Below are 20,629 nucleotides of genomic sequence, written 5' to 3'. Positions count from 1 at the left end.
ACACAGGCGGACCCGGTTGCGGCCACTCACGCGGACCCGGTTGCGGCCACTCACGCGAACCCGGTTGCCGCCACCCACGCGAACCCCGTTGCCGCCACCCACGCGAACCCCGTTGCGGCCACTCACGCGGACCCGGTTGCGGCCACTCACGCGGACCCGGTTGCGGCCACTCACGCGGACCCGGTTGCCGCCACTCACGCGAACCCCGTTGCGGCCACTCACGCGAACCCGGTCCACGCCAAGTCTGTCGCCGAACCCCTCTCGTCGCTGAGCGCGGCCGAGCGGGCGAACGCGGTGGGCTGAGCCCCACCCCGAGGAGTACGCACGCCTCCCCGAGAGCACCGGGCTTTTGCCCGGTGCGGGAGGCGTGCTGCGGTGACGACCCAGGGCGCAACGGTGGTGTAGCTCTCCGGCGTGGCGCTGGTCTGCTCGATCATCGCGGTTCTTTCGCTGATGTTGATTGCCAGCGGCGACGGGTAGGCAGCAAATAGGTCTGTTTCTGTCCTAGACATCGGCGCACTTGGGTTGCAACCGGTCCTACGTCACCTCTACTCCCGCTACTCTCGTCACGTCTTCGCCCCCTCCACCCGGCCACGTCAGCCTGAGGTTGGAAAAGGCTCAGTGTGTCGGCTGGAAGTGCTGTCCCGCCCACGGGGGATCGACACGAGCCCCCGGACTCTGCCTTGGGCCTGGGACTGCCTCGCCATCATGGGTGGGCGAGGCAGGGTGAGCGGCCCAAAAGACCGTAGGGGCAAGCCTTCGATCCGACGCCCGCTGGGGCCTGTGCTGCAATGGCGGGCCATCGGTGTCCGTCGGAGAGCCGCAGGCAGCGCTTCGCCGATCCACGGGGGACTGGACTGGCAGGTGCGTCGGCTCCGCCATGGCCGAGAACGCTTCGCCGTCCGGATCGAAGCCAGATCCACGCCCGAGCGATCGCATCTCTGCAGCCGCCCGGGGAAGACCTTCATCTTGTCCTGCGCGGGGCTTCAGTGAACTCCCCGGTCAACGACCTGGTCACCTTCAGGTTTGGGTGTGGTGGCGATGAGGATCTGAGCGGCCTCGGTGATGTTGTCGGCGTGGACGGCGCGGGCCATCGCTTCGCGGGCGGCGTCGGCGGTGGTGTCAGGGGGAACCACCAACAGGGCGAAGTGGTCGTTGTGGCCGCGGGTGATGAGGACGGTGTTGTCGCCGACCGGGTCGGAGTCGAGGTGCACGACCTGGTCGTCGATGACCAGGCGGGTCGGGAGGCCGTTCCAGGCGGCCGCGTCCACGCCCACGCGGGTGATCGGCCCAAGATGCCTGGTCAACACGCTGATCAGCGCGGGCAGCTCGGTCTCGATGTTGCGGGTGCGGGGCCACCACGCGCCGTCCAGGAGCCCCTCCCGGGACCGCGTGGTCTCCAGCCGCAGCAGGGCCGTGCCAGGTTTGACCGCCTGGTGGATCGCATCCGGCAGGAGCAGAGGTGGCTTGTGGGGAACGTCGGAGTCAGCCATGTGGATCCGCCCGTCAACGGGGTACGGCCGCGCCTCGTCGTAGGTCAGTATCGATGCCGACCTGCTACGTACGCGAGTCCGCCGTCGTTTCACGGTACTCCCGCCGCCCGCACCGCCGCTCTCCACAGCGCCTCCGCCGGAAAATACCTGGTCACACCGAACATCGCCCATCGAGCAGGCGTACTCTGAAAGCACCGGAAGTATTTCGCGCACCCGCTTTCACGCGGGTGTCATTTCCGGCGATCGCCTAAAAACCGGACTGCCGACGGGCAGTCCGGGGGCAGGTCCGCATCATGACCACCACCCTCGACCGGACCGCGTCCCGCGACCTCGCCGCAGAGCTCCCGGCACGCTTGTCCCTCACCCCGAAGACCACCCTCGCCGGCCAGCTGGACGGTGCCTGGTGGCCCTACTCCCGCGACCTTGCAGCCGAGATTCCGCCGCTCGCCGCCGCCCTGGAAGAACCCTGGGGGCGCGTCACCCGCGTCACCGTGAACCCCACCCGCTGGCCCGTCATCCCGCACACGGTTCCCGTGGCCGGGAACACCGTGCACGTGGGCTGGTTCACCGAACAGGACCCCGACAAGCTCATCCTGCTCTCCTACACCGTCGGCCGCTGGGACCTGCTGGTGGTTCCGCCCGAGACCGGGCCCGCAGCCGCGGCCCGGCTGATGGCCGCCGCCGCGATCCCGGGCAGCGCCCTGACGGCAGGCGTCCTCATGGCCAACGAGACCGCCATCGGGCGTGGCATCCGCGACGCCCGCCGCCGGGAAGCCACCTGGGAGGGCGAAGGCGGGGCCTGTATGTCCCCCTTCGGGAACCCGCTTGACCGAAGCACCCTGCCGCTGCCCGGAAACGACTGGAGGTGAGTTCCGTGGAGACCCTCGTCCTCATCGCGGTGATCATCCTCGCGATCGCCATCGGAATGCGCTGGATCCACCTGCTGAACGCGCAGCACGCCGCGCGGATCGCGGCCTATCACTTCAGCGACCCCCTGCCGAGACCTCCCGGTCTGCCGGACGACACCGGTCGTCGAGCCCACCGCACGGATACCGACCGGTGAGGAACAGACCTTCCTCCGACCGGGGGCAGCGGTCGGGGCGTCACGGCGCCCCGACCTGCCGGCTTCAGAGAGAGCGGCGGGACATGGAGTCGGTACGCCGCAGGCGACCACGCAAGGTCACCAGCAGGCTGGGCTCCCCAGGGAACGGGTGCGGATTGCTGGGAGTGACTTCGTAGGTCAAGCAGCGAGTTGGTAGCGGGCCTGGTGGTTGCGCTGGTGCTCTTGGCCCAGACGGTAGGTCCAGTAGCGGTCGAAGTCGCCGTTGGCGAGCAGTGCGCGGAGTTTCAGGACGGCTTCGGCGCCGGCGCTCCGCCCGGTCGTCGACGCGTTCGTCCGACAAATTCGCTACCCGGCGGCCGGAGCGCCGTGGTACACAACCGACGTGCAAAACATCTTGGAGTTTCCCGAGGTCCTGCGGCTGATCGAAGACCGTTCGGCCGCGTTCCGCGCCGCGATCGCGTCCGCCCTCGACCTTGACGTCCAGGTCCCGACCTGCCCGGACTGGACGCTGCGCGAACTGGCGCAGCACTTTGGCGACGGCCGCCGCCGCCAGGCCGCCATCGTCGCGGCGGGCCCGGGCGCTGAGCCCCCGGCGAGGACGGACCCGAAGGGCGCCCCGACCGCGCCCCGCGACCGCGAAGCCCTGGACGCCTGGCTCGCCGAGTCGACCGAGCTCATGCTCGACGCGATGCGCGAGGCCGGCCCGGACCGCGGCTGCTGGACCTGGTGGGGCCGCTCGCAGGCCCCGGAGACCAGCGGAGCCGTGGCCCGGCACCAGATCCAGGAGATCGCCGTCCACACCTACGACGTCCAGCTCACCCAGGGGGCCGCACAGCCGCTGCCGACGGACGTCGCGGTCGAGGGCGTCGACGAGTTCCTCACGACCGTCTCGGCGACGACCGTCCCCTGGCCGTTCAAGCCGGCGACCATCGACCTGCACACGACCGAGGGCCGCTCCTGGCGCCTGACCCTCAACGCCGACGGCGTCCGCTGCGACGACCTCGCCGCCGACGCGGAGCCGGGCGACATGGCGATGCGAGGCGCAGCGAGCGAACTGGTCCTCTACTTCTACGAGCGCGTCCCGCTCGACGGCCTGGAGACCACCGACGACACCGAGCCGATGGAGCAGCTCGCAGACTGGGACCCGAACGCGTAAAACGAAATACGCGAGCTCACCAGTCCCAACGCCGTAGGCCTCCTGGGAACAGTTCCTGCCCTGAGCAAGGCTTCCCGACAACGGCCCTTCGCGGATCGCCGCTCCTTCGCTGATCGCGGCTCAGTGCGGTGTTCAACCCGTCAGCCCCGTTCAGGTCGCGGGGCCGGATCAGCGCGGGTCTTCTGTGACCATGACGAGCAGCACACCTCCACCGGGCCCGGACGAACCCCCGGCACGCGCGTCCGGCGACCAGCGGTCCTCGGCGCGGGAACGCGGCGAGCTGGACGAGCTGCGGCACCGGGTGAGGGCCCTGGAGAGCACCGGGCAGGCGCCGGCCACGGGGCACCACCGGCTCCGGTCGACGGGGTCGGTCCTGCTGATCCTCCTCGCCTCACTGCTGTCGCTGCTGGCCGTCGTCGCGGTCTGGGCGAACAGCATCGTGCGGGACACGGACCGCTACGTCGCCACCGTCGGGCCGCTGGCGAGCAACCCGGACGTACAGAAGGCGATCACCAACCGGGTCACCACAGCGGTCCTGGCGCAGATCGACGTGGAGGGACTGGTCAAGGAGTTGGAGAAGGCGGCGGCGCAGAAGGGCGCCCCGCCGAAGGCGGCCGAACTGCTCGGCAACCTGAAGGGTCCGATCACCAGCGGCCTGAAGAGCCTGGTCGGCGGCACCGTACAGCGGGTGGTCTCCAGCAGCGCCTTCGACACCGTCTGGGTGAACGCGAACCGCACGGCCCACAGCGCATTCGACAAGGCCCTCACCGGCGAGTCCGGCGGTGCGGTGTCCGTCGAGAACGGTCAGGTCGCCATCGACGTGGGACCGATCGTGGCGGAGGTCAAGGACCGGCTGGTCAGCGCCGGTTTCACACCGGCCGCCGCCATCCCGGCCGTCCACACGCAGTTCGTGGTGTTCGCGTCGAAGGACGTCGGCAAGATCAAGTGGTATCTGAGGGTGCTGGAGATCGTCGGCAGCTGGCTTCCCCTCATCGCCGTACTGATCGCCGCCGCGGGCGTCTACCTGGCCGTGCACCGCCGCCGGGCCCTGATCGGGGCCGCACTGGGGGTGTTCGCCGCCATGCTGCTGCTCGGCATCACGCTCAGCGTCCTGCGATCCGTCTACCTCGACCATCTGCCCGTCGGGGCATCCGAGGCCGCCGCCGGGGCCGTGTTCGACTCGCTGGTCAAGTTCCTGCGCGCCGGTGTGCGGGCGGTGGGTGCGGTGGCTCTGGTGACGGCCGTCGGTGCCTTCCTCGTGGGCCCGTCCCGGGTCGCCGTCCTCACCCGTACGGGCTGCCGCAAGGCCATCGGGGCGTTGCGGGACGTCTCCGTGTCGGCGGGGCTCCCGCTGGGGGCGGTCGGCCGGTTCGTCCACCGCTACAAGCAGTGGATCGGCGGTGTGATCCTGGTGGTCGCCGCGATCGTCCTGTTCACGTGGACCTACCCGACCGTGGCGGTCGTGGTGTGGACGCTGGTGATCGTGCTGGTCGCCTTCGCGATCCGAGAGTTCCTGGACACCGGCACTCCTGACACGCCGTCCGCCACTACGCCGGCGGCCTGACCTCGCTCTCGCGCCGGCGGCCTGACCGCCACTACGCCGGCGGCCTGACCGCGTGCTCGTGCCGGCGTGCGCCCACCCGGCGCCATACCGCCCGCTGGCACTTGAGTGTGCCGGTGCCGACCACGATCAGTACGACGATGTTGAGCAGGAGTTGGAGCAGCGAACCCCAGGCCTCGTGCCAGCTGGCGAATGCCAAGGAGACCCCGATGTCGGCCGCCGCCGGAATGGTCGTCACCGAGATGAAGACGCCGAGCAGTGAGCTCGTCCGGGACTCGGCCAGCGAGACGATGCCGACGATCCCGGCCAGCACCGCCACCACCGCCGAGAAGAAGTTGGGGGTGTTGATCAGATTCGAGACGGGTCTCAGTCCCAGTTCGAATGCCTCCGGTTGCAGCCCGAACCCCCGGACGAGGAGGGCGAAGAGGAAGGTCGCGGCAACGGCCGGCGAGAACCCCACGAGCAGCGCCATGAGTCCCTGCTGGATGCTCGGCCGGGCGCGGTGGTCGATACCGAGCGCGATGCTGGTGATGGCGCCGTACTCCGGTCCGACCACCATGGCCGCCACGATGAGGATCTGGGAGTTGGTGATGATGCCCACCGCGCCGATGAGTCCGGCGATGACCAGGAAGAGATAGAAGCTCGGGGGGTATCTGCCCTCGGACCTGATCCGGGCCTCCACCTGTTCCCACACGGGGGCGCGCAACTGGGCCCCGAGCTCCTTTGCCCCGGTCCTGGCCGCGCGCTCCGAGAACACCGTGTCCACCGGATCGAGGACGATGCAGCCACGGTGCTCCAGTCCGAGGTCCCGCAGGCCGCGCAGCACCTCGTTCGCGGCGCCGGTCAGGACATCGCACTCGATGGCGTCACCGTCGGGGTTGCGGACGGTTCCTGTCTGCAGGAGCAGGTTCAGGGCGCACGGTTCGGCGTTCAGCAGGGCCATGGTGCGTTCAGTGAGGTCCGGCGGGCACACCGCTCGGACATGGATCATGTCCATCCGGACCTCCGCGGATCGGATCGGTGCGGTGCGGTGCGGTGCGGATCGGTGCGGATCGGTGCGGTGCGCCGACCGGTCGCCCCGACGGCCGCCCATCCATTAACGCGGCGGCCCCTGAACCCGGCAACTCGGCGTGCGAGGACCCGGTATCTGTCGCAGGGTGGGGACATGTGGTCGCCCAGTGAGCTGAGCGAGGCCGACTTCCGGCACCTCCACCGACATCTGCGCGCCAAGGCCCCCGGCGGCGCCTCGCGCCGGGGCGCCCTGGACACCATCGGCGAGGAGCAGGTGTTGGCGGCCGCTCGCGAGGTGCGGACGGGACGTACGGTGTCCCTCGCCGCCCCGGTGGAAACCCGTACCGGACCCGACAGCGCCGATCCCGCCCGGCACTGGCTCACCGCTCCTGCCGACGGACATCCCGGCTCGAACGGCCTGGAATTCGCCATGGACCGTTTCGCCATGAACATCCACGGCGATGTGGACAGCCACCTCGACGCGCTGTGCCACGTCGTCTACGACGGCACCCTGTACGGCGGCGTACCGGCGGCGGACGCGCTGTCGCCGGACGGAGCGAGCGCCCTCTCCGTCGACCTGGCCCGCGACGGCATCGCCGGACGCGGGGTCCTCCTCGACATCCCCCGGTTGCACGGCGTCCCCTGGCTCGAACCCGGAACGAACGTGAGCGGCGAGGACCTCAGTGCCGCCGAGGCGCGGCAGGGGGTGCGGGTCGGCCGGGGCGACATCCTCCTCGTACGGGTCGGACACCGCAGGCGGCGGGAAGAGCTGGGTCCCTGGGACGTCGCCGACGCGCGTGCCGGACTCCATCCGACCGCCATGGAGTTCCTGGCGGAACGGGAGGTGGCCGTGCTCGGCAGCGACGGGAACAGCGACACCGCCCCCAGCGCGGTGCGGGGGATCGCGTTCCCGGTGCATGCGCTCGCCATGCACGCGATGGGACTGCAGATGCTCGACTACCTGCGGTTCGAGGACCTCCTCGCGCCGCTCTGCGCGCAGGAAGGCCGCTGGTCGTTCCTCTGCGTGATCGCCCCGCTCCGGCTGCCCGCGGCGACCGGCTCCCCGGTCAATCCCCTCGCAATCCTGTGACGGCCGCCCCTCCGCCCCTCCGCCCCACAGGCCTTCGCCCCTCTTCCCACCGTCCTCCGCCCCACAGGCCCCCGCCCCGCCGGTGCTCACCCGAACAGCCCAACTCGCCGGAACCATCACCCGGGGATACGTTGGTGTTCGGGCAAAATGCCCCCTTTTTGACCCTTTCGGCCTCTTGAACCTCTTCAACCGGTTCAACCGCTTCAACCCCTCCGAACTCTTCGACCGGCAGGACCGGAACACGTTCCAAGGACGGTGGCCGGCATGACCGAGGCGCTGCACTACGACGTCATCATCATCGGCACCGGTGCGGGCGGCGGCACTCTCGCCCACCGGCTGGCACCCACCGGAAAACGGATTCTCCTTCTCGAACGCGGTGACTACCTGCCCCGCGAACGCGACAACTGGGAATCCACCGCGGTCTTCATCAAGGGGAAATACCGCGCCCCGGAGTTCTGGTACGACAAAGACGGAAACCAGTTCCCGCCCGAGGTCAATTACTACGTGGGCGGCAACACCAAGTTCTACGGCGCCGCACTCTTCCGTATGCGCCCCGAGGACTTCGGTGAACTCCGCCACCACGACGGCGTCTCCCCGGCCTGGCCGCTGGGCTACGAGGACTTGGAGCCGTACTACACGCAGGCCGAGCACCTCTACCGCGTCCACGGCCGGCACGGCGAGGACCCGACCGAGGGCCCCACCAGCGCTCAGTACGCCTACCCGCCGGTCCAGCACGAGCCGCGCATCCAGCAACTCAGCCACGATCTGGAGAAGCGGGGACTGCACCCCTTCCACCTCCCGATCGGGGTGAACCTCACCCAGGACGACCAGGGCGGGGCCACCCACACCAGCGCCTGTATCCGCTGCGACCGCGTCGACGGATTCCCCTGCCTGATCGGCGCGAAGTCCGACGCGCAGGTCATCTGCGTCGACCCCGCCCTCGAACATCCCAACGTCGAGATGGTCACCCATGCGGACGTGCGGCGTCTCGACACGGACCCGACCGGTCGCCGTGTCACCTCGGTCGTCGCGACGGTGGGGGACGGGGACCCCGCGACCGTGGAGTTCAGCGCCGACATCGTGGTCGTCGCCTGTGGCGCGGTCAACTCCGCCGTCCTGCTGCTGCGTTCGGCGAACGACCGGCATCCGCGGGGCCTGGCCAACAGCTCGGACGTGGTGGGCCGGCACTACATGCGGCACAACAACCTGGCCCTGATGGCCGTGTCCAGGGAACCGAACGACACCAGGTTCCAGAAGACCCTGGCCCTGCACGACTGGTATCTGGGGTCCGACGACTGGGACTACCCCCTCGGCGGCATCCAGATGCTGGGCAAGTCCGACGCCGAGCAGATCCACGGAGAAGCGCCGCGCTGGGCCGGGGCCGCCGCCCCCGACATGCCCTTCGAGGTGCTCGCCCACCACGCGGTCGACTTCTGGCTGTGCGGAGAGGACCTGCCCGTCGCCGACAACCGCGTCACCCTGGACCGGGACGGCGGCATCCACCTGGCCCTCGACGAGAAGAACAACACCGCCGGGCTGAAACGCCTGCGGCACAAACTGCAGAGCATGCTCGGCCACCTGGGCATGCACGAGCACCAGCTTCTCTCGCACAGCATCTACCTGCACAAGGGCATGCCCATCGGCGCCACCGCACACCAGGCGGGCACGGTCCGGTTCGGCCGTGACCCCGAAAGCTCCGCCCTCGACGTCCACTGCAAGGCCCACGACCTCGACAACCTCTACGTCGTCGACACGAGCTTCTTCCCGAGCATCGGAGCGGTCAACCCCTCGCTGACCGCCATCGCCAACGCCCTGCGCGTCGGCGACCACATCGCGGAGCGACTGCAATGACCTCACGCCACCTGGCAGACACCGGCACCAAACACCGCACCCCACAGGAGCGAGCCGCACTCGGAAAGGCCGCCCGGTCTTCCGTACCCCGCTCCAGCCACGTCGAGTTCGACCCCACGCCGAAGCGGCCCGACCCGGTGGACGTCATCGAGGGCCAGTCGGCGACACGGGTGCCCGACCTCGTACCGATCCGCTACGGCCGGATGACCGAGTCGCCGTTCCGCTTCTACCGGGGCGCCGCGGCCATCATGGCCGGAGATCTCGCCGACACCCCCCGGTCGGGGTTCAGGACGCAGTTGTGCGGGGACGCGCACCTGCTGAACTTCCGGCTGCTGGCCTCGCCCGAGCGCCGCATGATGTTCGACATCAACGACTTCGACGAGACGCTGCCCGGCCCGTGGGAGTGGGACGTCAAGCGGCTGTCCGCCAGTTTCGTCATCGCGGGCCGGGCGAACGGCTTCAGCGCCAAGGAACGGGCCGGCGTCGTACGGGCGACGGTGCGGTCCTACCGCGAGTGGATGCGCCGTTTCGCCGGGATGGGCAATCTCCCCGTGTGGTACGCCCAGTTCGACGAGGCGTGGGTGCGGGCGCAGTTCGCCCCGGAGCTGAGCGCACGGACCCGCGACCGCTGGTCGCGGGCGGCGGCGAAGGCTCGGACCCGGGACAGCCTCCAGGCCTTCGGCAAACTCACCCACCTCGTCGACGGGAAGGTCCGCATCGCCGCGGATCCGCCCCTGGTCACGCCGCTCCAGGACCTGCTTCCGGACGTCGAACGCGGCGCGCTGGAGAAGACGATCCACCGGTTGATCGAACACTACGGTCAGACCCTGCAGTCGGACCGGCGCTTCCTGCTGGAGCAGTACCGGGTGGCCGACATGGCGCGCAAGGTGGTCGGGGTCGGCAGCGTGGGCACCCGCTGCTGGATCGTGCTCCTGCTGGGCAGGGACGACTCGGATCCGCTGCTCCTCCAGGCCAAGGAGGCGGACCAGTCGGTGCTGGCGCCCTTCGCCGGCGCCGCAGCTCACCACACGCAGGGCGAGCGGGTGGTCTCCGGCCAGCGGCTCATGCAGGCCACCAGCGACATCTTCCTCGGCTGGGAACGGGTCGACGGCATCGACGGCCGCCGACGGGACTTCTACGTACGTCAGTTGCGGGACTGGAAGGGCATCGCGCAACCCGAGGCGATGGTGCCGGCCGGCATGCGGACCTTCGGCGAGCTGTGCGGTGCCACGCTGGCCCGCGCCCACGCGAGGTCGGGCGACCGGATCGCCATCGCCGCGTACCTGGGCCCGGGCGACCCCTTCGACCGGGCCCTGGTGACCTTCGCCGAGCGCTACGCCGACCAGAACGAGAGGGATCACCAGGCACTCGTCGACGCCGTCCGTGCCGGGCGGGTGACGGCAGAAACGGCCTGAAGGCGCGAAGCTGCCCGAAACGGCATTAAGCGGCCTGAAATGGCCTGAAACGGAGACCGTCATGGACCGCTACCCGCCCATCGCCGACCACGGGCTCGTCGGAGACCTGCAGACCGCCGCTCTGGTGTCGTCCCAGGGCGTGATCGACTGGTTCGCGGCGCCGCGTTTCGACTCGCCCAGTGTGTTCGCCGCCCTGCTCGACCACGACCGGGGCGGCTATTTCCTCCTCGCGCCCGAGCACAGCGAGGGGACCTGGAAGCAGCTCTACTACCCGGACACCGCCGTCGTGGTGACCCGCTTCATGTCACCCGACGGAGTCGGCGAGATCCTCGACCTCATGCCGGTCCAGCCGGGCCCGACTCCGACCGACCGGCACCGCCTGGTGCGCGCCGTACGGGCGGTCCGCGGCACCGTACGCTTCCGCCTCGAATGCCGGCCGCGGTTCGACTACGCGCGCGCGACCCACGAACTGGACCTGACCCCCCGCACGGCGACGTTCCGGGCTCCGGGAACGACCGCCTACCTTCAGGGCGGCATCCCGCTCGAACGGGACGGGCAGGACGTCCGCGGCACCATCACCCTCAACGCCGGAGAGACGGCGGGTGTGGTGTTCACCGTCTGTGCGCCGGGCGGTCAGGCGCCACCGCCGCCCACCACCGAGCAGATCACCGAGGAGATCTGGGAGAACATCGACTTCTGGCAGAAGTGGGTGCGCACCTCGCGCTACCACGGCCGCTGGGCGGAGATGGTGCACCGCTCGGCCATCACCCTCAAACTCCTCACGTACGCGCCCACGGGCGCGCCGGTCGCCGCCGCCACCATGGGACTGCCCGAGCAGGTCGGCGGCGAACGCAACTGGGACTACCGGTACACCTGGGTGCGGGACGGCTCCCTGTCGGTGCGCGCCCTGCTCGACCTCGGCTTCGTGGAGGAGGCGACCCGCTTCACCCACTGGCTCGGCGACCGCCTGCGCGCCCACGACGGACCGGACGGCGAACCCCTGCAGATCATGTACCGGGTCGACGGCGACCCCCATCTGACCGAGGAGATCCTGGACCACTTCGAGGGCTACCGCGGCTCCTCCCCGGTCCGGGCCGGCAACGCCGCCTCCGACCAGCTGCAGCTCGACATCTACGGCGAGGCCCTCTATGCGCTGGCCGAGGGCCGACAGGTCGGCGAACAGGCGGGTTACCACGGGTGGAAGGGCCTGGCCGGCACCCTGGACTGGCTCGCCGACTCCTGGGACCGGCCCGACGAGGGCATCTGGGAGACCCGGGGCGGACGCAAGGACTTCACCTACAGCCGGGTGATGTGCTGGGCCGCCTTCGACCGCGGTCTCAAGCTGGCAGCCGAGTTCAGCAGGCCGGCCGACACCGTGCGCTGGACCCGGGCCCGGGACGCCATCCTCGAACAGGTCATGGAGCGCGGCTGGAACGAGAAGGAACAGGCCCTGGTCCAGCACTACGGCGGCGACGTCCTCGACGCCTCCCTGCTGCTCGCCCCCCGCGTCGGATTCCTGTCCCCCCGCAGCCCCGGCTGGCTCAACACCCTCGACGCCATGGACCGCGTCCTCGTCTCCGACAGCCTCGTCTACCGCTACGACCCCGAGGCCAGCCCGGACGGACTGCGCGGCTGCGAAGGAACCTTCAGCCTGTGCACGTTCCTCTACGTCGACGCCCTCGCCCGCGCGGGACGCCTCCCGCAGGCCCGCTACACCTTCGAGAAGATGCAGACGTACGCCAACCATGTCGGCCTGTTCGCCGAGGAGATCGGCCCCAGCGGGGAGCAACTGGGCAACTTCCCCCAGGCCTTCACCCATCTCTCCCTCATCATGGCGGCGACGACGCTGGACGACGCGCTCGACCGGCCCGCGGCCTGAACTCAGGGATTCCCGGACCCTGCGGCAGCAACTCCGTGGTCACGAACGACACCACCGTGGCCAGCACGATCACGGGCACCGTTTCCGAGTTGCCCACCATGAGGACGACCAGCACCACCGTGCTGACGGGCAGCCGCAGCGCGGCGGCGCACGCGGCCGCCATCCCCGCCGCCATCCCCGCCACGACGCCGAGCCCCGGCAGAGGTGACAACAGGACGCCCACCGCGCCGCCCAGGAACAAGGACGGGAACGTCGGACCGCCGCGGAGGCTTCCCAGACACAGCGCGTACGCGACGCCCTTGAACGCCAGGACCGCCACCAGGGCGCCGACCGACCACGCATGGGGGTCCCGGGCGAGTTGCGCCAGGGTGGCCTGGCCGGACAGGGAGACCTCGGACGGCGAACGGCCGGTGCCGACCGCGTAGAGAGCCGCGCAGCCCGCCGCGGCGAGCGCGCAGAGCACCGTGTTGCGCAACGGACGCGCGGCCACGAAACGCGCCGCGATCCGTCCGCCCACCACCAGCCAGTGGACGGCCGCCCCGATGACGAGCGCCATCAGCGCCGACCACACCACGTCCCCGGTGTCGAGGAGCGGCGGCGCGGGCAGTCCGATGCTGAGGCCGCCGGTCTTCAGCCCGGTCCAGTGGCCGAAGCCGGTGAACACGATGGCGCCGATTCCGCTGGACAGCAGGGCGGGCAGCATCACCGCGAACAACTGCGGCCCGCCGACTCCGGCCACCTCCATGAGCATCACGGCCGCCACCAGCGGACTGCCGAAGATCGCGGAGATGGCCGCGGCGGCGCCGGCGGCACCGAGCAGCGCCGTGCTCGCCTCGGTCGCGGGAGCGCGTACGAGATCCCGGAACAACAGGGCCAGACCACCGCCGAGCGCGATCAGCGGAGCCTCGGGCCCGAGCACGGCTCCCAGCGGAAGGCTGGCCAACGCGGCGAGCACCACACCGGGAACGGCGGCTTTCGCCGCCCCTCCGGAGTGCAGGCCCGCCGCCGGGATGTGTCCTCCTCGGCCCGGGAACCGCAGGACGACCAGGGCGACTGCCGCACCCGACACCAGCGCCAGCGGCAGGGGCCACCACCACGGCGGATCCGTCCACCCGAGATCGTGCGGCCAGTCCGTCCAGACCAGATTCTCCAGCTCGTGAAGCAGCACGAGGAACCAGAACGCGATCAACGACACCGGGATCCCGATCAAGCCGCAGAACACCAGCGCCCGCCGGTACTCGGGCCGACGCAGCATGTTCCGCAACTGGTCGGCCTCTTGGGGCTGGTTTCCCGGAGCGGTCCCGGCTCCTTCCGGCTTCTGTCTGTCGCGGGTCAGGAGGTCAGGACCTTCTGCTTGGCGTGCTGGAACTCCGCCTCGGTGAGCTCACCCTTGCTCTTGAGGTCGGAGAGCTTGGCCAGCTCGTCCGCGTGGCTGCCCGTGCCCGTACCCGCGGCGGTGTCCCGGATGTACGCGTCGAGTGACTCCTGCCGTGCCCTGGCGGCCTGCTGCTCACGCTGCCCCATGTTCCGGCCCCGGGCGATCAGGTACACGAAGATTCCGAGGAAGGGCAGGATGATCACGAAGAAGGTCCAGCCCGTCTTCGCCCAGCCGCTCAGCGCGTCGTCGCGGAAGACGTCACCGATGACGCGGAACAGCAGGATGATCCACAGGATCCACAGGAAGATCCACATCATGGTCCAGAAAGCGCCCAGGAGCGGATAGTCGTATGCCAGATACAGGTTGCTGCTCATAGGTCCTGCCTCCTGCCTCCTGCGTCTGCCGTGCCGTGCGGCGCGGCAGCGCGATCCGGGCGTGGGCCCCGACCCTCGCAATGCCCTCTCACCGTTGCACAACCCGCACCGGCGGGCATCTCGACCGGCGGCGTCCGCAGGTGGCGGGCCACCTGCCGGCGGGGGACGCTGGATGCGGGGGCACCGTGAGTGAGGGGCATCCCATGGCTCGGACCAGCACACACCAGCAGTCGCGCGCACCGTTCCTTTCCCGCCCCGGTGTCCGCCGCCTCATACCGTTCGTTCTGATCACGGCGATCGCTCTGATCTTCATCTTCGAGAACCGCGCGGACACCAAGATCCGTCTCCTCGTTCCAGAGGTGACCATGCCCCTGTGGGGTGCCCTTCTGATCGCCTGGGGCCTCGGCATGTTGGCCTGCCTCTTCACCGTCCGTCGGCGTGGGAACCGACATGCACGACGAACGGGGGCGTGACCTTGCCGCCGGGGATCATGAGCATCGCCATCACCAGGGTGTAGGCCGTGATGGCGCCTTGGATACCCGTCACCGTCGTGCCCACGTCGTCGGCCACCGTCGCGATCGACACGTTCATGACCGAGCTGTCGAGCGCCATCAGGAACTGACCGGCCGCGAGTGTCAGCAGGACGACGCGCGTCGTCGCCGGCTTCTCGGCAGTGCCTGCCCTGGGTGCCATGCGCGCAGCGTCCCAGCCGCCCCGGAGGGCGGTTCGCGACCTGCCAGGCAGGTCGACCGGTTGGCGGACGCCCCGGCGGGGACGGGCAAGGGCATTCCGCAGCAGGCAGTCGGAGGATACGGGGGCAGCACGTCCCGGAGCGGGCGGAGTCAGCACACCAGAGGTCGGCGGGAGAACGGCCGGCCACTCATCACCACCCGCGGCACCGAGGGCTCCGCCCCCGGTCACCGGGGGCGGAGCCGCTGCGCGTGCCGCGGGTCGGTCAGGGCTGGACCGGCTTGCCGCGGCCCCAGGCCCAGGCGAGGCGGTCGGCGCCGGACTGGTTGGTGGTGGCCAGCCAGGGGCGGTCGGCGGGGCCGGTGAGGGTCTGCAGGGAGTACGTGTCGTCGGTGCGCAGGCCCGGCCAGTACACGGAGCCCATCTTGAGCTCGCGGAAGGTGTCGGTGACGGCCTGGACGTAGTTGACGAAGTTGTTGGACGCGTCCGGCTTGTTGTAGTTCAGGCCGGTGGTCATCGGGGCGCCGAACTCGTCCGCGACGGTGCGGCCGGCGCAGTCGCCGATGCGTACCTTGAGGTCGGCCACCCACTGGTCGTAGGTCGCGTAGTCCTTCCAGAACCCGTAGTGGTGCAGGGAGAGGTAGGTGCCCTTGAGGCGCGGGTCGGCGCAGACCGAGGTGACGTGGTCGTTGTAGCCGGCGCCGCTGACGAAGACCCGGTTGCGCGGGACGGACGGGTAGGTCGCGAGCCACTTCGCGGCTATGTCGGCCCACTGGGCGTCGGTGTAGCCGTGCGGCTCGTTCATCGGCTCGAAGTAGACGCGCTTGTCGTCCTTGTAGGCCTTGACGACGGTCTTCCACATGGGCCAGTAGGTGGCCTCGTCGTCGATGAAGCCGTCCTTCTGTGCGCCCGTGCCCTCCCAGTAGGACACGATGACCTTGAAACCCTGGTCCGAGGCCGCGTCGATGACCCCGCGGTACGACTTCCAGTAACTGCCGTTGACCGTGTACGGGTTGATGGGAAGCCGCACGGTGTTGGCGCCGAGGTTCGCGCGGAAGGCGGAGATGATCCGGCTCGCCTTGGCGTACGTCTGCCGGTAACTGTCGGAGAGCGACAGACCGGACAGGACGACCGGGTCGTCGGCGAAGTTGTCGCGCGGGTCGGCCCAGTTGACGCCCTTGAACTGGGTCGGGTCGATGCTCGGCGTGGCGGCGGAGGCGGGGCTGCCGGCGAGGGTCGTACCGGTGACCGCGGCGATCGCGACGGCCACGAAGGCGGCCCGCAGTCGGGGGGTGAGGCGGGTTCTGGCGGGGGTCTTGCGCATCAGCTTGCCCTTTCAGGAGATGGCGGCTCGGCGCGTGGGGAGTATCCCGCGTCGGGGGTGGCGGAGGAGGGGCCACCCAGGGGGGAGGGGCCGCCCAAGGGGGAGGGGCCACCCAGGAGGGAGAGGCCACCCTTCGACGTGTGCCGTTGGTTCGACGTGTGTGTCGTCCGTCCTTCCAGGCCCACGCGTCGCGCCGCCGTGTTTACGTAAACATTCTCGAACAAATGATCGGTGTTTACGCAAACATCGCGGCGCCGGAATCGTGGCATCCGCCTTGCGGCGCGTCAAGGTTTCCCGCACGTAACATCTCCGGCCATCCCGGGCGTACGGACCGACGTCTCGTAGCGGACAGGAATCATCGCGTTGTCCCGGGGGTATGGCGGGGGCAATGGCGGTGCGGCGCAACCCCGCACCGGCCCAAGGCCTGAGGAGGACGTCATGAACCGTCAGATCCGGGTGCGCGTCAACCGTAGGCCCGCCGCTCCGCGCGATGTGACGATCGACCGCAGGACGCCTTCGGGGCGGATCCTGCCGTACTGACCCCAGTGCCCGTACTGACTCCACCGCCCGTCCTGACTCGCACCGCCCGTACTGACTCCACCGCCTGTACTGACTCCACCGCCCGTACGAGTGGCCGTCTGGCGTCAGCGTCGTCTGGCGTCGGAGTCCGCCCGGCCTCCGCGTCCGCGGTGGGCGTCAGCGTCCGAGTTGGACGAACGCCCTGCGCAACGCGTTACGGATCTCCTCCGGTGGCGGCGTGCCGTCGGAGCCGGTGCTCGCGGTGACCGCCGCGGCGACCGTGCGGAGCTTGGTGTTGGAGAGCTGGGAGGTCTGCCGGAGGATCGTCCACGCCTCGTCGGAGGTGCAGGAATGGGTGGCCATGAGGATGCCGCGGGCCTGGTCGATCACCGGGCGGGAGGCGAGCGCCTGGCGGAGCTGCTCCACCTCGTCCTGGAGCAGCCGCAGTTGCTCGGCGCGTTCCAGAGCGACCGCGGAGGACTCCGGCACGTGCGGTGCGGGAGCCGGGGTGTGCAGCGGGTCGGTGGTGTCGAGACCGGCGAGTTCCATGATGCGGAGCGGCTGGCCGCCCCAGTTCGCGATCGCCACCGGCATGTCGTGCCGGTGGCCGTGGTCGGCGAGCGTCTCCAGGAACTGCAGTCCCGCGGTGTCCATGAAGACCACCCCGGACATGTCCAGTTCCACCTTGCGGACGCCGTACGGCAAGGCGACCAGCGTCTCGGCCAGGTCGTCCGCGCAGCCGCGGACCAGCTCTCCGCGCGGCGCGAGCACCGCGCGGTCCCCCTCCACGTGGCTTTCGATGACCAGGGCGTTCGGTCGCCCCGGGAGAGGTGCGTATGCCGCTGAGGCCATGTCTCCCCCCTTTTTTTTGCGTTTCTCGGAAAGTCTTCCTGACGTAGTGTGACCCGTCGCTGCCGGACCCGTTCGGTGGGGCCCGGGAGTACCGACCGTGCGACTGCCCCCCGTACGGTGGACTACACCCCCGCCTCAGGCATGGTGCGGGAGTTCCTGGGTATGGGCGTTTCGTCCGGGAAGAGTGGGGAGACGGTGTGGGTATCCGCTACGAGACACCGTCCGGAGTCGTGGTGGCGGCGCCGGCGCTGACGGTGTCGCCGCTGGCCACGCGCAATGGGTTGCGCGTGGCGGGAGAGGTCGGACTGGCGACGCACCAGGTGTGGGAGCGTGCGCTGGAGCGGGCCGTGCGCGAGGACGGGGATGTGTATCACCTTGAGTTGTCAGCCGTGACGTTCGTCGACGTCGCCGGTGCCGGCGCGCTCGCCGCCGCCGCCCAGGAGCTGGGGGACGGCCGGCGGATGGTGCTGGACCACCCGCCCCAGGCCCTGCGGCGGGTGCTGGCGATGCTCTGGCCCGACCTGTCGGCGATCGAGGTGTCGACGTCATGAGTACCGTGGCGGATCCCTTCGAGTCCGACGATCCCTCGGAGTCCGGCGAGCCCCTCGACACCCTCGGGGAGGTGGACACCAGCGAAAACCTCGACACCATCGAGGTCCTCGATCCCTTCGTCCACCCCGCGCTGTTCTACGGCGACGAACGGGAGTACATCGCCGGCACCGTGTCCTTCATCCGGGAGGGCCTGGCGGCGGGAGACCCGGTCGCGGTCGCCGTGCCCGGGGACAACCTCGCCCTGATCCGGGACGGCCTCGGCGCGGACGCCGACGCCGTGCGCCTGATGGACATGCGGGAGGCCGGACGCAACCCCGGCCGGATCATCCCGGGCGTGCTGCGTGCCTTCGCCGACGCCCAGCCCGCCGGCCGCCGGGTGCGGATCATCGGCGAGCCGATCTGGGCGGGCCGCAGCGACACCGAGTACCCGGCCTGCGTCCAGCACGAGGCTCTGATCAACGCGGCCTTCACGGGCCGCACGGTGAGCATCCTGTGTCCGTACGACACCCGGAGCCTGGCCCCGCAGGTCATCGCCGACGCGTATGCCACCCACCCCACCGTCATCCACGCCGGCGCCGGGCCTCAGGCGGGCAGCCAGGCGTACGCCCCGCACGACGTCGTCGCCCGCTACAACGAGCCGCTGCCGCTCGTCGCGGACGTGCCCGCGTTCTCCTTCGACGCGGACTCGCTCTCGTACGCCCGCCATGTCGCCACCGACGCGGCCGCCCGGCTCGGCCTGACCGGCGTACGCCTGCAGGACCTGGCGCTCGTCACCGCCGAGCTGACCACCAACAGCGTGGTGCACGGCGGCGGCGCGGGTGCGCTCAGGGTGTGGGCCGAGGACGGGTACGTGGTGTGCGAGGTGCGGGACAAGGGGTGGCTGGCGGACCCGCTGGCCGGCCGCCGGCCCGCGCCCCACGACCAGCGCGGCGGCCGGGGACTGCTGATGGTCAACCTCGTCGCGGACCTGGTGCGGGTGCACACCGGGGCGGGCGGGACGACGGTGCGGTGCTGGTTCGCCTGCTGACGGGCCGGTAACTGTTGACGGGCCGGTCACTGTAGACGGGCCGGTCACTGTAGACAGGTCGGCAGCTGTTGACGGGCCGGCCGTCGTCGTTGTGGGTGCGGCGGTCCACCGGGGGGACCCGGCCGCCGTGCTGTGTCGCTCAGGTGGCCAGCGGGTCCAGGATCAGGGGTTCGATCTTGCCTTCCAGCATGTAGCCCAGGCCCTGGGCGGCACACACGTCCGGCCGGTCGGCGATGAGCACCGGCATGCCCGTCGCGTGCCGCAGCATCTGGTCGAAGCCGGGGAGCAGGGCGCTGCCGCCGACCATCACGATCCCGCGGTCGGCGAGGTCTGCCACCAGGTCGGGCGGGCAGTTGCGCAGTACCCGGCCGATGCCGTCGAGGACGGCGGTCAGCGGGGTCTCGATCGCGTCCCGCACGGCGGCGGTGTCGACCCGCACGGAACGGGCGAGGCCGGTGGCGACGTCCCGGCCGTGGATCTCCGTGGAGGCGGGGCCGTGCGAGGTGAGACCGTTGCCGGAGAGGGCGAGCTGCAGCGGCCGTACGGACTGGCTGGGCAGCATCAGCTCGTGCTCGTGCCGCAAATGCTGCACGATCGCGTGGTCCACGGCCTCACCGCCGACGGGAATACGCTCGGCGGTGACGATCGACCCGAGGGAGAGCACGGCGACCTGGGTGGCCGCGGCCCCGCACACCATGATCATGGTGGCCTCGGGCCGCTCGACGGGCAGTCCGCAGCCGACGGCGGCGGCGATGAGGGTGTCGACCAGCTCCACGCGGCGGGCGCCGAGCCCGACGAGGGTCTCGATGGCGGCGCGCTGGGCCAGCGGGTCGGCGTCGTGCGGGGTGCAGGCGGCGGCCCGCAGCCGGGGCTTGCGGCGCAGCGCGCGGCGGATCTTGTCGCCGAGCAGGTGCCGCAGCATCCGCTGAGCCATCTCGATGTCGACGACCGTGCCACCGGAGACGGGCCTGACCACACGGATGTAGTCCGGTGTACGGCCCGTCATCTTCTCCGCGAGTTCGCCGACCGCGATCAGCGCGCCGGTACGGGTGTTGACGGCGGCGGCGGACGGCTGGTCGACGACGAGCCCGGCCCCCTTCACGTACACCCGCGTCCTCGCCGCACCCAGGTCGACGGCGAAGTGGCAGCGGCGCAGCTGCTCCAGACTCGCGGTCATGGCAGGTCCTCCCGAGAGCACAGACCGTGGACCGCCGGGTGACGGTCTCCTACGCATCGTGCGGGGGCCGGGGAGGGGGCGCGTCTTGTGGTGGGCCGGGCGGGGAACGGCTGAATGGGGGTTCTTGTCCCTCAAGGCTCGGTGAAAGGCACGGTCAGCCGGGCGCTCTCCCTCTTCACGCCCCCTCTTCACGCCCCCCTTTTCGCGACCCCTTTTC

The 20,629-nt window shown here is 70.3% G+C and carries 18 protein-coding genes and 1 pseudogene; 11 read left to right on the top strand and 8 right to left on the bottom strand.

The window, feature by feature from the left end:
- Nucleotides 1-986 precede the first annotated feature (986 nt).
- On the bottom strand, nt 987-1,493 hold the full coding sequence (locus tag M2271_RS25050) for a DUF5994 family protein (RefSeq protein WP_280889570.1): 507 nt from the start codon (nt 1,491-1,493) through the stop codon (nt 987-989).
- Between the two features lie 293 nt (nt 1,494-1,786).
- Here M2271_RS25050 and M2271_RS25045 point away from each other — a divergent pair, with 293 nt between their 5' ends.
- The 4 genes from M2271_RS25045 (at nt 1,787) to M2271_RS25030 (ending at nt 5,276) form a co-directional block, all read left to right on the top strand.
- Nucleotides 1,787-2,362, top strand: coding sequence for a DUF5994 family protein (locus M2271_RS25045; RefSeq protein WP_280889569.1), 576 nt, complete (start codon nt 1,787-1,789; stop codon nt 2,360-2,362).
- Between the two features lie 5 nt (nt 2,363-2,367).
- Nucleotides 2,368-2,556, top strand: coding sequence for a hypothetical protein (locus tag M2271_RS25040; RefSeq protein WP_280889568.1), 189 nt, complete (start codon nt 2,368-2,370; stop codon nt 2,554-2,556).
- A 382-nt stretch (nt 2,557-2,938) separates the two neighbouring features.
- Nucleotides 2,939-3,712 (top strand): maleylpyruvate isomerase family mycothiol-dependent enzyme, encoded by a 774-nt coding sequence (locus M2271_RS25035; RefSeq protein WP_280889567.1) that lies wholly within the window; start codon nt 2,939-2,941, stop codon nt 3,710-3,712.
- Between the two features lie 190 nt (nt 3,713-3,902).
- Entirely contained in the window at nt 3,903-5,276 is a 1,374-nt protein-coding gene (locus tag M2271_RS25030; RefSeq protein WP_280889566.1) for a hypothetical protein, read from the top strand.
- A gap of 31 nt (nt 5,277-5,307) precedes the next feature.
- Here M2271_RS25030 and M2271_RS25025 read toward each other — a convergent pair whose 3' ends face one another.
- Nucleotides 5,308-6,270 carry a DUF389 domain-containing protein gene (locus tag M2271_RS25025; protein ID WP_280889565.1) on the bottom strand — a complete coding sequence of 321 codons (963 nt, stop codon included), beginning with the start codon at nt 6,268-6,270 and terminating at the stop codon, nt 5,308-5,310.
- A gap of 168 nt (nt 6,271-6,438) precedes the next feature.
- Between M2271_RS25025 and M2271_RS25020 the strand changes: the two genes are divergently transcribed.
- The 4 genes from M2271_RS25020 (at nt 6,439) to M2271_RS25005 (ending at nt 12,519) form a co-directional block, all read left to right on the top strand.
- Nucleotides 6,439-7,374 (top strand): cyclase family protein, encoded by a 936-nt coding sequence (locus tag M2271_RS25020; RefSeq protein ID WP_280889564.1) that lies wholly within the window; start codon nt 6,439-6,441, stop codon nt 7,372-7,374.
- A gap of 264 nt (nt 7,375-7,638) precedes the next feature.
- On the top strand, nt 7,639-9,225 hold the full coding sequence (locus tag M2271_RS25015; protein ID WP_280889563.1) for a GMC family oxidoreductase: 1,587 nt from the start codon (nt 7,639-7,641) through the stop codon (nt 9,223-9,225).
- Complete coding sequence (locus tag M2271_RS25010) at nt 9,222-10,640, top strand: DUF2252 domain-containing protein (protein WP_280889562.1); 1,419 nt, start codon at nt 9,222-9,224, stop codon at nt 10,638-10,640. The genes M2271_RS25015 and M2271_RS25010 overlap by 4 nt, the downstream gene beginning before the upstream one ends.
- Before the next feature lie 61 nt (nt 10,641-10,701).
- A complete protein-coding gene (locus tag M2271_RS25005; protein WP_280889561.1) occupies nt 10,702-12,519 on the top strand; it encodes a glycoside hydrolase family 15 protein in 1,818 nt (605 codons plus the stop codon).
- On the opposite strand, the gene M2271_RS25000 is transcribed toward M2271_RS25005, so the two are convergent.
- Nucleotides 12,470-13,774, bottom strand: coding sequence for a chloride channel protein (locus M2271_RS25000; protein ID WP_280889560.1), 1,305 nt, complete (start codon nt 13,772-13,774; stop codon nt 12,470-12,472). The genes M2271_RS25005 and M2271_RS25000 overlap by 50 nt on opposite strands.
- A gap of 77 nt (nt 13,775-13,851) precedes the next feature.
- Entirely contained in the window at nt 13,852-14,271 is a 420-nt protein-coding gene (locus M2271_RS24995) for an SHOCT domain-containing protein (protein ID WP_280889559.1), read from the bottom strand.
- Nucleotides 14,272-14,474: 203 nt separating this feature from the next.
- Between M2271_RS24995 and M2271_RS24990 the strand changes: the two genes are divergently transcribed.
- Nucleotides 14,475-14,744 (top strand): hypothetical protein, encoded by a 270-nt coding sequence (locus M2271_RS24990; RefSeq protein ID WP_280889558.1) that lies wholly within the window; start codon nt 14,475-14,477, stop codon nt 14,742-14,744.
- Here the strand turns inward: M2271_RS24990 and M2271_RS24985 are convergent.
- The 3 genes and pseudogenes from M2271_RS24985 to M2271_RS24975 form a co-directional block, all read right to left on the bottom strand.
- A pseudogene (locus tag M2271_RS24985) lies at nt 14,743-14,964 on the bottom strand (MFS transporter); the annotation flags it as partial. The gene M2271_RS24990 and the pseudogene M2271_RS24985 sit on opposite strands and share 2 nt — an antisense overlap.
- Before the next feature lie 262 nt (nt 14,965-15,226).
- Nucleotides 15,227-16,285: a cellulase family glycosylhydrolase gene (locus M2271_RS24980; protein ID WP_280889557.1), complete on the bottom strand. Its 1,059-nt coding sequence runs from the start codon at nt 16,283-16,285 to the stop codon at nt 15,227-15,229.
- Nucleotides 16,286-16,981: 696 nt separating this feature from the next.
- Complete coding sequence (locus tag M2271_RS24975) at nt 16,982-17,656, bottom strand: ANTAR domain-containing protein (protein ID WP_280889556.1); 675 nt, start codon at nt 17,654-17,656, stop codon at nt 16,982-16,984.
- A 197-nt stretch (nt 17,657-17,853) separates the two neighbouring features.
- Between M2271_RS24975 and M2271_RS24970 the strand changes: the two genes are divergently transcribed.
- Nucleotides 17,854-18,207, top strand: a complete 354-nt coding sequence (locus M2271_RS24970) for an STAS domain-containing protein (RefSeq protein WP_280889555.1) — start codon at nt 17,854-17,856, stop codon at nt 18,205-18,207.
- Entirely contained in the window at nt 18,204-19,235 is a 1,032-nt protein-coding gene (locus M2271_RS24965) for a sensor histidine kinase (RefSeq protein WP_280889554.1), read from the top strand. The genes M2271_RS24970 and M2271_RS24965 overlap by 4 nt, the downstream gene beginning before the upstream one ends.
- 139 nt (nt 19,236-19,374) lie before the next feature.
- Here the strand turns inward: M2271_RS24965 and M2271_RS24960 are convergent, their stop codons facing one another.
- A complete protein-coding gene (locus M2271_RS24960) occupies nt 19,375-20,412 on the bottom strand; it encodes a rod shape-determining protein (protein WP_280889553.1) in 1,038 nt (345 codons plus the stop codon).
- Nucleotides 20,413-20,629 lie beyond the last annotated feature (217 nt).

The organism is Streptomyces sp. LBL (assembly GCF_029893585.1).
GTDB lineage: Bacteria > Actinomycetota > Actinomycetes > Streptomycetales > Streptomycetaceae > Streptomyces.
The sequence above is the reverse complement of the archived record's forward strand: the minus strand, read 5'-3'. Positions and strand labels throughout refer to the sequence as shown.

Coding starts and splice junctions, on each gene's coding strand:
- M2271_RS25050 (WP_280889570.1), bottom strand. CDS start 1,493: ATGGCTGACTCCGACGTTCCCCACAAGCCACCTCTGCTCCTGCCGGAT.
- M2271_RS25045 (WP_280889569.1), top strand. CDS start 1,787: ATGACCACCACCCTCGACCGGACCGCGTCCCGCGACCTCGCCGCAGAG.
- M2271_RS25030 (WP_280889566.1), top strand. CDS start 3,903: ATGACGAGCAGCACACCTCCACCGGGCCCGGACGAACCCCCGGCACGC.
- M2271_RS25025 (WP_280889565.1), bottom strand. CDS start 6,270: ATGGACATGATCCATGTCCGAGCGGTGTGCCCGCCGGACCTCACTGAA.
- M2271_RS25020 (WP_280889564.1), top strand. CDS start 6,439: ATGTGGTCGCCCAGTGAGCTGAGCGAGGCCGACTTCCGGCACCTCCAC.
- M2271_RS25015 (WP_280889563.1), top strand. CDS start 7,639: ATGACCGAGGCGCTGCACTACGACGTCATCATCATCGGCACCGGTGCG.
- M2271_RS25010 (WP_280889562.1), top strand. CDS start 9,222: ATGACCTCACGCCACCTGGCAGACACCGGCACCAAACACCGCACCCCA.
- M2271_RS25005 (WP_280889561.1), top strand. CDS start 10,702: ATGGACCGCTACCCGCCCATCGCCGACCACGGGCTCGTCGGAGACCTG.
- M2271_RS25000 (WP_280889560.1), bottom strand. CDS start 13,774: ATGCTGCGTCGGCCCGAGTACCGGCGGGCGCTGGTGTTCTGCGGCTTG.
- M2271_RS24995 (WP_280889559.1), bottom strand. CDS start 14,271: ATGAGCAGCAACCTGTATCTGGCATACGACTATCCGCTCCTGGGCGCT.
- M2271_RS24990 (WP_280889558.1), top strand. CDS start 14,475: ATGGCTCGGACCAGCACACACCAGCAGTCGCGCGCACCGTTCCTTTCC.
- M2271_RS24980 (WP_280889557.1), bottom strand. CDS start 16,285: ATGCGCAAGACCCCCGCCAGAACCCGCCTCACCCCCCGACTGCGGGCC.
- M2271_RS24975 (WP_280889556.1), bottom strand. CDS start 17,656: ATGGCCTCAGCGGCATACGCACCTCTCCCGGGGCGACCGAACGCCCTG.
- M2271_RS24965 (WP_280889554.1), top strand. CDS start 18,204: ATGAGTACCGTGGCGGATCCCTTCGAGTCCGACGATCCCTCGGAGTCC.
- M2271_RS24960 (WP_280889553.1), bottom strand. CDS start 20,412: ATGACCGCGAGTCTGGAGCAGCTGCGCCGCTGCCACTTCGCCGTCGAC.